This window comes from Falsiroseomonas selenitidurans (assembly GCF_012103215.1).
Lineage (GTDB): Bacteria > Pseudomonadota > Alphaproteobacteria > Acetobacterales > Acetobacteraceae > Falsiroseomonas > Falsiroseomonas selenitidurans.
Window position 1 is genome coordinate 1 of sequence record NZ_JAAVNE010000004.1, and the last position, 12031, is coordinate 12031.

Below are 12031 nucleotides of genomic sequence, written 5' to 3' on the forward strand. Positions count from 1 at the left end.
TGTTCCGCAACCCGCTGGCCGATCCCGGGCTGATCGGCGTCTCCGCCGGCGCGGCGCTGGCCGCCGTCGCCGCCATCGCCTTCGGTGCCGGGCTGTTCGGCCTGGCGGCCGGCGCGCTCGGCCTGTGGCTGCTGCCGGCGGCGGCCTTCCTCGGCGGGCTGGGGGCGCGGGAGGTATGGGCCGACGCGGCGCGGTTCGGGGCGGCGCGCGGCCGGCGCACGGGGCGCTGGCGTGGCGGCTGCTTCGGCGCGGGGCGCATCGGGGCGCGGCGCCTCCGGGCGTGGGGGATCGAACACATCCACCACCACACGGTTATCCAGCCGGTACACCCGCAGCCGGCTGCCCGGCGCCACGGTGAACCTTGCGCGATTGCCCGCCGTCTCCAGTCCGCGCACGTTGCGCGGCGGGCCGCGCAGGGCGCGGCGGTCGAACTGCGCCGGCAGGTCGAACAGCACGACCGCGCCGCCCTCCTGCTCCTCCACCCGGAAGCCGACCAGGCCGGGCCAATCGAAGACCACCCGGCCGAATCCGGGATGGTCGCCCGCCCTTACGCCGACACGTTCCTGCGCCAGGGCCGGGTCTGCCAGAACCAGGCTGCCGGCCAGGAAGGCCGCACCGGCAAGGCGGCAGCGCCAGCCCGGCCTCACCGGCGCGGCACTCAATCGAAATCCGCCAGCAGCTTGTCGATATCCGCCTGACTGACCCCGGCGCCGGGCAGTTGCGGGCCATGCGCCAGGCGCCGGCCCTCCGTCTCCCCTTCCACCGGCTCGGGCTGCGGTTCCGGCGGCGGCGGCGCGCCGCCCGGGACGCCGAAACGCAGGGTGACCTGTTCGACCCGCGCCTCGATCGCCTTCAGCGCCTGCACCACCTTGCCGATGCGCTGGCCGGTGATGTCCTGGAAGCTGCACGCCTCGTAGATGCGGGTGACGGCGGAGGCCAGCGCCTCCGCCTCCACCCCGCCGACGCGGCCGGCGACGCCTTCCAGTGTCTCGCACACATCGAGGATCTCGTTCGTCGCCTGCGCCGTGTGGTCGACGATCGCGTCCAGCTCATCCGTGGCCGAGGGAATGTGGCTGAGCGTGATGTCATCGACGCGCAGCGAGGCGATCTCCTGCTTGGCGCGCGCCACGGTGCGGCCGAGCCCTTCGAGCTCGGCCAGCAGCGACGCCTCGACCACCGTCAGATCGCCCGACATGCTGCCCAGCACGGCCCGGACCGCGGTCTCGATGCGCTCGCCCTCGGGCGAGCCATCGGGCGGGTTGGCTGCGTGTCCATCAGGCATTCGCCATCACCTTCTCGATCTTGCCGCGCAGCGTCTCGGCGTTGAACGGCTTCACGATGTAGTTGGAAACGCCCGCGGCCTTGGCGGCGACCACGTTCTCGGTCTTGCTCTCGGCGGTGATCATGATGAAGGGGGTGGATTTCAGCCGCGCATCCGCGCGCACCTCCTTCAGCAGGTCCAGGCCCGTCATCGGCGCCATGTTCCAGTCACTGATCACCAGACCGAAATTGCCGGCGCGCATCTTGGCCAGGGCCTCCTGCCCGTCCGTTGCCTCCTCCACATTCTCGAAATCGAGCTGCTTCAGGAGGTTGCGGATGATCCGCAGCATCGTCTTGTAGTCGTCCACGATCAGGACTGAGGTGTTCTTGTCCATCGGCATTGCGCCCCTGTTAACCATCCACCGCCATCCTGGCGTCGTTCACTCCGCCGGCGCGCGGGCGGCGCGCAGCCGCGCCAGCTCCGCCGTCAGCAGCCGCGCCCGTTCCGGGCGCATCGCGCCCATCACCGGTGCGGCCTTGGCTTCCCGCATCTGGTCCATGATCGGCGCCAGAACGGACATCTCCAGCTCGTTGAAGATCTGCGCCGCGTCGCGCGGCCGCATGCCCTCGTAGAGCTTCACCAGGCCCCGCATGCCGGCATCGGCGCGCGCGGCGCGTTCGCGCTCCAGCGCCTCCAGCCGCCGCTGCATCGTGGTCAGTTCCTCCACGCGCTGCGCCAGGCGGCGCTCCGCCGCGGCCACCAGCGTCTCCCGCTGCAGGGCCTGGGCCTCGCGCGCCTCGATCTCGGCGCGGCGGGCGCGCAGCGATTCCAGCACGGCGCGTTCCGCCAGCTGCTCGGCCGTGGGCTCGGGCGGCGGCGGTGGCGGGGCCGCGGCAGGCGGCGGCCTGGCCGGGCGCGGTGCCGGGGCCGGCGCTTCGGCCGCCTGGGCAGCGCCGATCACGGGGGCACCGCCCTCCCCGGCGCGCCACATCCGCTCCAGCTTGGCGGCCGCCAGCAGCGCCACCAGCGCGTAGCCGACCGGCAGCAGCCGCAGCCTCGGCAGGGTCGGCGGGCGGGCGGGCCAGCGCATCAGCGGCCGCCCCTGAGGGCGCGCAGCAATTCCCGCTCCGCCTCGCTGCGCGGCGCCGGGCCCGGGGCGGGCTGCGGGTCCGGCAGATGGCCCATCCCCTGGCCCAGCGCCATCGGCCGGGCTTCCCGCACCAGCCCGTCCAGCCGGTCCGCCAGCGTCTCCGCCCGCTCCGTCAGGAAGCGCAGATCCTCGCGCAGCGGCGTCGCCTCCGCCACGCGTTCCGCCACCGACCGCCCGGCCTGTTCCGCCGTGGCGCGCAGCCGGCCGAGCGCCGCCTCCGCCGCCGCGCTGGCTTCCGCGATCCCGGCGGCGCCGGCTTCCAGCGCCGCCCCTTCCCGCCGCAGCGCCGTGATCTGGCGTTCCAGCCGCCAGGCGAAGGGCACGGCGACGGCCAGCAGCACCAGCAGCGCGGCCTGCGCCGCCCATTCCAGCGCCGTCATGACAGATGCGCCAGGTCGGCGGCGGAAATCTCCCGCGCGCTGTCGATGCGCACCGCCAGCCGGTTCTCCCGCCGCCCGAGCTGGCCTTCGAACAGCGGCACCTCGCCACAGCGCAGCCGCACCGGCGCGCCGGGCGGGGAGGACAGCAGCAGCCGGTCGCCGACATTCAGCCGCAGCACCTGCGACAGCTGCATGGTCTGCTCGTCCAGCACCACGTCCAGCGCCACGTCGGTCTGCCGCAATTCCTCCGCCAGGTGGGTTTCCCAGATGCTGTCGCGGCCGAAGCGCTCGCCCATGAACTGCTGCAGCAGCAATTCGCGCACCGGCTCCAGCGTCGCATAGGGCAGCAGGATCTCGATCCGCCCGCCGCGATCCTCCATGTCCACGCGCAGCCGGCCGAGCACGGCGGCGTTGGACAGGCGGGAGATCGCGGCGAAGCGCGGGTTCACCTCCAGCCGGTCGAAGCGGAAATCCACCGGGCACAGCGGCTCGAACGCCGCGCGCAGGTCGCCCAGCACCACGGTGATCAGGCGCTCCACCAGCGTGCGCTCGATGGTGGTGTAGGGCCGGCCCTCGATGCGCATGGCGGCGGTGCCGCGGCGACCGCCCAGCAGCACGTCCACCACGGAATAGATCAGGCTGCTGTCCACCACGACCAGCCCGTAATTGTCCCACTGCTCCGCCTTGAACACCGCGAGCATCGCCGGCAGCGGGATGGAGTTCAGGTAGTCCCCGAAGCGCAGCGAGGTCATCGCGTCGATCGAGATCTCGACATTGTCGGAGGTGAAGTTGCGCAGCGTGGTCGACATCAGGCGCACCAGCCGGTCGAACACGATCTCCAGCATCGGCAGGCGTTCATAGGCGATGAGGCCGGCGGAGATGATCCGCTCGATCCCGCTTTCGCCGGTATCCCGCGTCGGCCCGTTCTCGAAGCCCAGCAGGCTGTCGATCTCGGCCTGGTTCAGCACCCGCGCCGCATCCGCCGGCAGCGCCGGCCCGGCATCGCTGCCGGGATCGTCGAAGGGATCGGGCTTGGCCGCCCCCTCCTCCTCCAGCGAGGCCCCCCAGGCGGCGGCGAGATCCTCCTCCTCCTGGCTGCCGCTCATTGGACCAGCATCTCCATGAACAGCACGTCGGTGATGCGCGCCGGCGTGGCGGCCAGGCTGGCGCGGGCCATCAATTCCTCGCGCAGCCGGTGGGTGCCGGCGCTGCCGCGCAGCTCCTCCGGCCGCACCTCCCGCAGATAGGTCTGGAACAGGTCCACCAGCCGCGGCATCGCCTCGGTCACCGCCGCCGCATCCTCCGCCTTGCTGATCTCCAGCTTGGCGCGCAGCCGGACGAAGACGGGACGGCGGCCGGGGGCGTTGAGGTTGGCGATCATCTCCGGCAATTCGACGAAGGCCGGCGGGCTGCGTGGCGGCGGCGCGGGCTCGGCGGCTTCCTCCCCTTCCGCGGCCTGTTCGACCGGCGGCGGGTTCATGCCGAGCAGGCCGGGCAGGATGCCGCTGAACCACAGCCCGGCGCCGAGGCCGATCAGCAGCACGGGAATGAGGATGAGCAGCAGCTTCTTCTTGCCGCCCTTGGCCTTGGGGGCTTCCTCCCCCGCCGCCGCATCCGTCTTGGCTGCCGCTGCCGCTGCCATGCTTCCGAACCGATTCCCGACCATCGCCCATGCCGCACGCCGGCACCACGCGGCCCGCAGCATGCCGGTCCAGGCTTAAGGAAGCCTTGCAACGGCCAAGCCTGCCGGGCGATCGGCGGTTTCTGCCGGGGCCGGGGCGGAAGCTGCCGGCCGGGGACGCCCGGGCGCTGGCACGGGCCTTGCGCTGACGGGCTGGAAGCCGGCCCGGATTTCGGGCGAACGGCCAGGAGCTTGCGGAGCCCGCCCCGATGGACAGCCCCGGCTATATCGTCCTGTCACGCCTGGTCGCGCAGACCCGCGCCACCGCGGTGACGGCGAACAACATCGCCAATGCCGACACCCCCGGCTTCCGCGCCGCGCGGCCGCTGTTCGGCACCGTGCTGGAACGGCAGATGGCGGTGCAGGTGCCGCGCGGCGGCCGGGACCTGGCCTTCGCGCAGGACCGCGCCACCTGGCGCGACACGATGCCGGGCGCCATCGCCACCACCGGCAACCCGCTGGACCTGGCGCTGTCCGACCGCGAGGGGTTCTTCGCCGTGGAGACCCCGCGCGGCGAACGCTTCACCCGCGCCGGCCGCTTCAGCCTGGATACGGAAGGCCGCGTGGTGGATGTGGAGGGCAACCCGGTGCTGAGCACCGACCGCCAGCCGATCCGCGTCGCCGCGGGCGACAGCCGTATCGAGGTGATGGGCGACGGCACGCTGCGCACGGAAAACGGGCCGGTGGGCCGGCTGCGCGTGGTGCGCTTCGCCGATCGCCAGAAGCTGGGCGCCGAGGGCAGCCGCCTGTTCAACCCCCCGGGCGACATGGCGCCGGAGCCGGTGGAGCGCCCCGGCGTGGTGCAGGGCGCCATGGAGGGCAGCAATGTCAGCGCCGTGGTCGAACTGACACGGATGACGGAGGACCTGCGGGAATTCCAGTTCGTCGCCCAGATGGCGGAACGCGAGGGCGAACGCCTGGGCACCGCCGTCGAACGCATCCTGAAGCGCCAGTGATGCCGGCGATGATGAATCGGACCAGCGCGCCGGCGACGGCGCGGGAGGATCTGTCCCATGCGTAGCCTGCACATCGCCGGCCGGATTGGGGAAAAAGACGTGCCGGCGACGGCGCGGGAGGATCTGTCCCATGCGTAGCCTGCACATCGCCGGCCGGATTGGGGAAAAAGACGTGCCGGCGACGGCGCGGGAGGATTTGTCCCATGCGTAGCCTGCACATCGCCGGCCGGATTGGGGAAAAAGACGTGCCGGCGACGGCGCGGGAGGAATTGTCCCATGCGTAGCCTGCACATCGCCGGCACGGGCATGATGGCCCAGCAGACGAACGTCGAGGTCATCTCCAACAACATCGCGAACATGAGCACGACGGGCTACAAGCGCCGCCGCGCCGAGTTCCAGGACCTGATCTACCAAAATCTGCGCCGCGTCGGCAGCCAGTCCGCCGATACCGGCAGCGTCCTGCCCTCCGGCGCCCAGGTCGGCCTCGGCGTGAAGACCGGCGCGGTGTACCGAATCTCGGAACAGGGCAGCCTGAGCCAGACCGAAAACCGCTTCGACTTGGCGATCCGCGGCAATGGCTATTTCCAGGTCACCCTGCCCTCCGGCGAAACGGCCTACAGCCGCGACGGCACCTTCGCCCTGTCGCCGGAAGGCGTGATGGTGACGGCGGATGGCTATGTGGTGCAGCCCGGCATCACCATCCCCGCCGCGGCGCGCGACGTGACCATCAACGCGAATGGCGAGGTGCTGGCCAAGCTGGATGGCCAGATCGACCCGCAGAATGTCGGCCAGCTCCAGCTCGCCATCTTCGCCAACGAGACGGGGCTGGAGGCGATCGGCGACAACCTGATGCTGGCCACGCCCGGCTCCGGCGCCGCCCAGCAGGGCGCCCCGGGGGCGGTGGGCTTCGGCCAGGTGCTGCAGGGCTTCGTCGAGACCAGCAATGTGAATGTGGTGCAGGAGATCACCAACCTCATCACCGCCCAGCGCGCCTATGAGATGAACAGCCGCGTCATCTCGGCCAGCGACGAGATGCTCTCCACCCTGTCGCGGCTGCGGTGACCGCCATGCGCGCGCTTTTCCTTCCCCTGGCCCTGGCCCTTCCCCTGGCCCTGCCGGCCGCCCCGGCCCCGGCCCAGGCGCCGCCCACGCTGCGCCCCTTCGTCACGCTGGACGAGGCGGTGGTGCGGCTGGAGGATCTGTTCGAGGGGCTGGGCCCGCGCGGCGCCACGCCGCTTGGCCCCGCCCCCGCCCCCGGCCAGCGCCTGGTGGTGGAGGCGCCGCAACTGCTCGCCATCGCCCGGCGCAACAGCGTCGCCTGGCGGCCCGGCGGCGGGGCGGAGCGCGTGGTGCTGGACCGCCCCGGCCGCGCCCTGGCGCGGGAGGAGGTGGAGGCGGCGCTGCGCGGCGCGCTGCGCAGCCAGGGCGTGGAGGAGGAAACGGCGCTGGAGCTGCTGGCCTTCCACGCGCCGCTGGTGCCGCCCGCCGCCTTCATCGAGGTGCTGGTGGAACAGCTTTCACACGAGGCCGCCTCCGGCCGCTTCGGCGCCAGCCTGGCGGTGACGGCGGAAGGCATGGCGACGCAGCGGCTGCGGGTTTCCGGCCGCGCCATCGCCACCCAGACCGTTCTGGTGGCGCAGCGGCGGCTGGCGGCGGGCGAGGTGGTGGGGCCGCAGGATGTGCGCGTCATCCGCATCCCCGCCAGCCGGCTGCGCCCGGGCAGCGCCGAACGGCCGGACCAGGCGGTGGGCCAGGCGCTGCGCCGCCCCGTCTCCCCCGGCCAGCCGCTGCTGCTGGCCCAGCTCGGCCAACCTCTGGTGGTGGAGCGCGGCAGCATGGTCACCATGCAGTACGAGGTCCCGGGCCTGTCGGTGACCGCCCAGGGACGGGCGATGGAGAATGGCGGGCGCGGCAGCATCGTGCCGGTGATGAACCTCGGCAGCCGCATCGTGGTGGAGGCCCGCGTCACCGGCCCCGGCCGCGTGCGGGTGGAGGCCGCGCGATGATGCGCCGGACCATCCTGGCCGCCCTGCTCGCCCTGGCCCTGCCGGCCTGCGAGCGGCTTTCCGAGGTTGGCCGCCCGCCGGCGCTTGCCCCGGTGGCCAGCCCCACCGCGGACCCTGCCTGGCGGCCCGTCACCATGCCGATGCCGGCGCCGCAGGAATCCTTCGCCGGCGGCAACAGCCTGTGGCGCCCGGGAAGCCGCACCTTCCTGCGCGACCAGCGCGCGGCTTCCGTCGGCGACCTGATCACCGTGCTGGTCAGCATCCAGGACACGGCCCAGCTGCAGAACAGCACCGAGCGCGAGCGGGAGGGTACGGACACCCTGGGCATCCCGCGCCTGCTGGGCCTGGAAAGCTCGCTGACCCGGCTGCTGCCGAACAGCATCGACCCGACGGCGCTGGTGCAGACCAGCGGCGCGCAGACCACCAATGGCACCGGCTCCGTCCGGCGGAACGAGACGGTGACGCTGCGCCTGGCGGCGACCGTCACGCAGGTGCTGCCGAACGGCAACCTGGTGCTGGCCGGACGGCAGCAGGTGCGGGTGAACCACGAGCTGCGCGACCTGAACGTGACGGGCGTGATCCGCCCGCAGGACATCGCCAGCGACAACACGGTGAAGCATGACCGGCTGGCGGAAGCGCGGATCGCCTATGGCGGGCGCGGCACCCTGTCCGACGTGCAGGCGCCGCGCTACGGCCAGCAGCTTCTGGACATCGTGCTGCCGTTCTAGCCTCGGCAGAAGGGGGGGGGGCCGACATGCCCCCCCGCGCCTCAGGCCACCGCGGCGCGGCGCCGCTGCACCAGTTGCAGCAGCACCACGCCGCCGCCGAGGATGATGCCCACCGCATCCGTCAGCACGCCCGGCTTGATGAGCGACAGCGCGGCGATGAACAGCGCCACCCTCTCCCACATCGGCATGGCGCGCAGCAGGTAGGCATGCAGGGAGGCCGCCAGCAGCAGGCAGCCCGCCGTGGCACTGGCCACCGCCAGCGCCACCTCGCCCCAGGTGCCGATCAGCAGCAGCGCCGGCTGGAAGACGAAGATGAAGGGCACGATGAAGCCCGCGGCGCCGATCTTCATCGCCGCCCAGCCGGAGGACCACATATCCGTCTTGGCCAGCCCCGCGGCCGCGAAGACGGCCAGGGCCACCGGCGGCGTGATGGCGGACAGGATGGCGAAGTAGAAGGCGAAGAGATGCGCCGCCGGCGTCACCACGCCCATGGCGATCAGCGCCGGCACCAGCAGCGAGACCATGACGATGTAGGCCGGCGTGGTCGGCATCCCCATGCCCAGGATGATACCGGCCATCATGGTCAGGATCAGCGCCAGCACCAGGTTGTTGTTGGCCACGTTCACGACCAGCTGCGTGAAGGTGATGCCGAGCCCGGTCAGCGCGATCAGCCCGATGACGATGCCGGCGCAGGCGCAGGCCATGGCGATGCCCAGGGAATTGCGCGCGCCGTCCAGCATCGCGTCCCACACGCCGCCCAGCGTCACATGGTGGCGGCTGTTGGCGCGCAGGGCCGCGGCGGGGAAGCAGGCCAGCGTCGCCACCAACGCCACCAGCGGCGCGGAATAGCCGGCGAACAGGCCGATGACGATCATCAGGATCGGCAGGAACAGGTGCCAGTTTTCCGCCAGCACCTGGCGCAGCCGCGGCACCTCGTCATCCGGCAGGCCGGCCAGGCCCACCCGCTTCGCCTCGAAATGCACCGCGGCGAAGGTCGCCACGTAGTAGAGGACGGCCGGGATCAGCGCCCAGGTCACCACCTGCAGGTAGGAGACGCCGAGGAACTCCGCCATGACGAAGGCCGCCGCGCCCATGATCGGCGGCATGATCTGCCCGCCGGTGCTGGCCACCGCCTCCACCCCCGCGGCGAATTGCGGGCGGAAGCCGCTGCGCTTCATGAGCGGGATGGTCACCTGCCCGGTCACCATCACATTGGCCACCGCCGAGCCGGAGACGGAGCCGAACAGGGAGGAGGAAACCACCGCCACCTTGCCCGGCCCGCCGCTGCTGCGCCCGGTGAGCGCCAGGGCGAAATCCATGAACAGCTTGCCGACGCCGGAGCGTTCCATGAACGAGCCGAACAGCACGAAGATCACCACGAAGCCGGCTGAGACGCCGAGCGTGGAGCCGAAAATGCCGTCCGTCGTCAGGTAGAGCTGGTCCAGCATGGCCGGCATGCCGACATCGGTGAAGAAATAGGACCAGATCAGGAAGACGATCGAGGTCAGCGGCAGCGCCCAGCCGATGACGCGACGCGTCGCCTCCAGGATCAGCGCCACCAGGATCCAGCCGCCGATAATGTCGGCGGGGCGGGGATCATCGATGTAGGGGATGCGGTTGACCAGCCAGTCATAGTCCAGGAACAGCCGCCCGACCGCCCAGATGGACAGCGCACACAGCAGCCAATCCTCCGCCCCCGGGCCGCGTTCCTGGTCCCGCCGCCCCGCCCGCAGCGGGAACAGGATGAACACCAGCGCCATGGCGAACAGCAGATGGGTGCCGCGGAAGATCACCGCTTCCGGCGGCGAGGTGGCGATGGCCCACATATGGTACAGCGCCATCGCCGCCGCGACGGCACCGGCCAGGCCCTTCATGGCACGCGCGTAGGTCATTCCCCGTCCCCAATCGTGCCGGCAGCCGGCTTACGTCCGCAGGCCGGACTGCCGCTCGGGCGGTCCGGCCTTGGTCTTCCTGGTTGGCAAAAAGGCCCGGGCCGTCAGGCGGCCCGGACAGGTCTCAGCGGCGCGCGGCCTCGGCGTAGAAGCGCGCGGCGCCCGGGTGCATCGGCACGCCGATATCCGCCGCCGCCGTCGCCGGCGTGCTCTCGCGCATCGCGCTGACGATGTTGCGCAGCGTGTCCACATTGTCCCACAGCAGCTTCACCATCTGGTAGACCTGCTCCGGATTGCGGTCGCAATTGGTGATCAGGTGCGCGGTGTAGGTGATCTGCACCGGCGTGCCCTGCTGCTGCGGATAGGTGTTGGCCGGCAGCGGCGCGCCCTGATAGCCCGGGTTGATCTCCCGCATCTTGTCGACATAGCGCGAGAGATCGACGATGCGCATGGACCGTGCGCTGGCCAGGTCCATCACCGCGCTGGCGGGGATGGTGGTGCCCAGGGTGAAGACCTGCGCATGGCCGTCGCGCAGCAGGCCCACCGCGTCCGTGTAGCTGGACTGGAAGCTGGCGCGCACGTCGCTGTAGCTCATGCCCGCGGCGCGCAGGATGTGCTGCGTCACCACTTCCGCCGTGTTGCCGCGCGGCTGCAGCGCGATGGGCTTGCCGCGCATGTCCTCGATCGTGTTGATGCCGGAATCGGCCAGCGCGATCACCTGGAACCACTGCGGGTAGAGCGACCCGATGTTGCAGACATTGCGCACCGCCTCGGGGAAGGGCGCGCGGCCGGCGAGGCCGTCCACGGTGCTGATCGAATTGCCGAAGGCGACCTGCGCGCGGTTGCCGGCAATGCCACGGACATTGGCGACGCCCGCACCCGGCAGGGTCTGCACGGAGAGGCCCGGGATCGCGCGTTCCCAGATGTTCTTCAGCGCGCCGGCGATCGGCACCCAGGACCCGCCCTGCGGGCCGGTCATGAAGCGCAGCGTTTCCTGCGCGCCGGCAGGCGCCGCCAGGCCGAGGCAGGCGGCCAGCGCCAGGCCCTTGATCGCAAAGCGGTTCTTCATCTCGTCGTCTCCCGGTGCGTTCTTGAACGGGGGCATGTTTAGCGGGTTAACCGATCCCATCAACCCCGCCGCTTGCCGGCGCGGCATCGGAAACTTGCCGCGGCGGGATGTCGCGGCCGGCCCGGTGCGCTTTCCGGCGCCGCCCGCCCGGTGCAGGATGGGCGCATGTGTGGACGATACCTGTTGCAGCGCACGCCGGCGGAACTGGCGCAGTATTTCGGCACGGCGAACCCGCTGCCCAACCATGCGCCGTCCTGGAACGTCGCGGTGACGCAATCCTCCCTGGTGGTGCGGCGGCATCCCGAAAGCGGCGCGCGCCACCTGGACGCGCTGCGCTGGGGGCTGGTGCCGCGCTGGGCCAAGGATGCGAAGGACGCGGCGAAGCTGATGAACGCGCGCGCCGAGGGGCTGGCGGAAAAGCCATCCTTCCGCGACGCCTTCCTCAAGCGCCGCTGCCTGGTGCCGATGGACGCCTTCTACGAATGGCGACAGGAAGGCGCGGCGAAGCAGGCCTACGCGGTGGCGCTGGCGGATGGCTTGCCGATGGCGGTCGCCGGGCTGTGGGAGGGCTGGAAGCAGCCGGACGGCACCTGGCTGCGCAGCTACACCGTCATCACGACGGAAGCGAACGAGAAGCAGGCCCTGGTGCATCCACGGATGCCGGTGATCCTGCCGCCGGAAGTCTGGGATGCCTGGCTGGGGGAGGAGCCGGCGGCGCCGGAGGATCTGCTGGAGTTGCTGGTGCCCTGCCCGGCGGAGGAGCTGCTGGCCTGGCCGGTGGACAACCGCGTCGGCAAGGTGGCGGAGAACGACGCCCGCCTGCCGCGCCGCGACCCCGCCGCCCGCCCCCCGCCGGAGCTGGACGACGCGCCGCCCGACTGGGTGGCGTGAAGGTCGGGGCCCGGACC

The 12031-nt window shown here is 71.7% G+C and carries 14 protein-coding genes; 6 read left to right on the plus strand and 8 right to left on the minus strand.

Going from position 1 to position 12031, the window contains the following annotated elements; all coding sequences use genetic code 11:
* Nucleotides 1-56 precede the first annotated feature (56 nt).
* Nucleotides 57-698 (plus strand): hypothetical protein, encoded by a 642-nt coding sequence (locus tag HEQ75_RS28695; protein ID WP_268887707.1) that lies wholly within the window; start codon nt 57-59, stop codon nt 696-698.
* Here the strand turns inward: HEQ75_RS28695 and HEQ75_RS03685 are convergent.
* Genes HEQ75_RS03685 through HEQ75_RS03710 form a run of 6 tightly spaced genes read right to left on the minus strand, consistent with a single transcriptional unit; the run spans nt 659 to nt 4433 of the window.
* Entirely contained in the window at nt 659-1282 is a 624-nt protein-coding gene (locus HEQ75_RS03685; RefSeq protein ID WP_168027582.1) for a protein phosphatase CheZ, read from the minus strand. The genes HEQ75_RS28695 and HEQ75_RS03685 overlap by 40 nt on opposite strands.
* Nucleotides 1275-1655, minus strand: coding sequence for a response regulator (locus HEQ75_RS03690; RefSeq protein ID WP_456237379.1), 381 nt, complete (start codon nt 1653-1655; stop codon nt 1275-1277). Before HEQ75_RS03690 ends, HEQ75_RS03685 begins: the two co-directional genes overlap by 8 nt.
* A gap of 45 nt (nt 1656-1700) precedes the next feature.
* Complete coding sequence (locus tag HEQ75_RS03695) at nt 1701-2351, minus strand: MotE family protein (RefSeq protein WP_168027583.1); 651 nt, start codon at nt 2349-2351, stop codon at nt 1701-1703.
* Nucleotides 2351-2791, minus strand: coding sequence for a DUF6468 domain-containing protein (locus HEQ75_RS03700; protein ID WP_168027584.1), 441 nt, complete (start codon nt 2789-2791; stop codon nt 2351-2353). Before HEQ75_RS03700 ends, HEQ75_RS03695 begins: the two co-directional genes overlap by 1 nt.
* The gene (gene fliM, locus HEQ75_RS03705; protein WP_168027585.1) at nt 2788-3897 is read right to left on the minus strand and encodes a flagellar motor switch protein FliM; all 1110 of its coding nucleotides are present in this window, start codon (nt 3895-3897) and stop codon (nt 2788-2790) included. Before fliM ends, HEQ75_RS03700 begins: the two co-directional genes overlap by 4 nt.
* On the minus strand, nt 3894-4433 hold the full coding sequence (locus HEQ75_RS03710; protein WP_168027586.1) for a flagellar basal body-associated FliL family protein: 540 nt from the start codon (nt 4431-4433) through the stop codon (nt 3894-3896). The genes fliM and HEQ75_RS03710 overlap by 4 nt, the downstream gene beginning before the upstream one ends.
* A gap of 248 nt (nt 4434-4681) precedes the next feature.
* On the opposite strand from HEQ75_RS03710, the gene HEQ75_RS03715 reads away from it, so the two are divergent.
* The 4 genes from HEQ75_RS03715 (at nt 4682) to flgH (ending at nt 8162) form a co-directional block, all read left to right on the plus strand.
* A complete protein-coding gene (locus HEQ75_RS03715) occupies nt 4682-5428 on the plus strand; it encodes a flagellar hook basal-body protein (protein WP_168027587.1) in 747 nt (248 codons plus the stop codon).
* A gap of 276 nt (nt 5429-5704) precedes the next feature.
* Nucleotides 5705-6490 carry a flagellar basal-body rod protein FlgG gene (flgG, locus tag HEQ75_RS03720; protein WP_168027588.1) on the plus strand — a complete coding sequence of 262 codons (786 nt, stop codon included), beginning with the start codon at nt 5705-5707 and terminating at the stop codon, nt 6488-6490.
* A 5-nt stretch (nt 6491-6495) separates the two neighbouring features.
* A complete protein-coding gene (flgA, locus tag HEQ75_RS03725; protein ID WP_168027589.1) occupies nt 6496-7434 on the plus strand; it encodes a flagellar basal body P-ring formation chaperone FlgA in 939 nt (312 codons plus the stop codon).
* Nucleotides 7431-8162, plus strand: coding sequence for a flagellar basal body L-ring protein FlgH (gene flgH, locus HEQ75_RS03730; protein WP_168027590.1), 732 nt, complete (start codon nt 7431-7433; stop codon nt 8160-8162). The genes flgA and flgH overlap by 4 nt, the downstream gene beginning before the upstream one ends.
* Before the next feature lie 41 nt (nt 8163-8203).
* On the opposite strand, the gene HEQ75_RS03735 is transcribed toward flgH, so the two are convergent.
* Nucleotides 8204-10054: a TRAP transporter permease gene (locus HEQ75_RS03735; RefSeq protein ID WP_168027591.1), complete on the minus strand. Its 1851-nt coding sequence runs from the start codon at nt 10052-10054 to the stop codon at nt 8204-8206.
* Between the two features lie 124 nt (nt 10055-10178).
* A complete protein-coding gene (locus tag HEQ75_RS03740) occupies nt 10179-11123 on the minus strand; it encodes a TAXI family TRAP transporter solute-binding subunit (protein WP_168027592.1) in 945 nt (314 codons plus the stop codon).
* A gap of 165 nt (nt 11124-11288) precedes the next feature.
* Between HEQ75_RS03740 and HEQ75_RS03745 the strand changes: the two genes are divergently transcribed.
* A complete protein-coding gene (locus HEQ75_RS03745; protein WP_168027593.1) occupies nt 11289-12014 on the plus strand; it encodes an SOS response-associated peptidase in 726 nt (241 codons plus the stop codon).
* Nucleotides 12015-12031 lie beyond the last annotated feature (17 nt).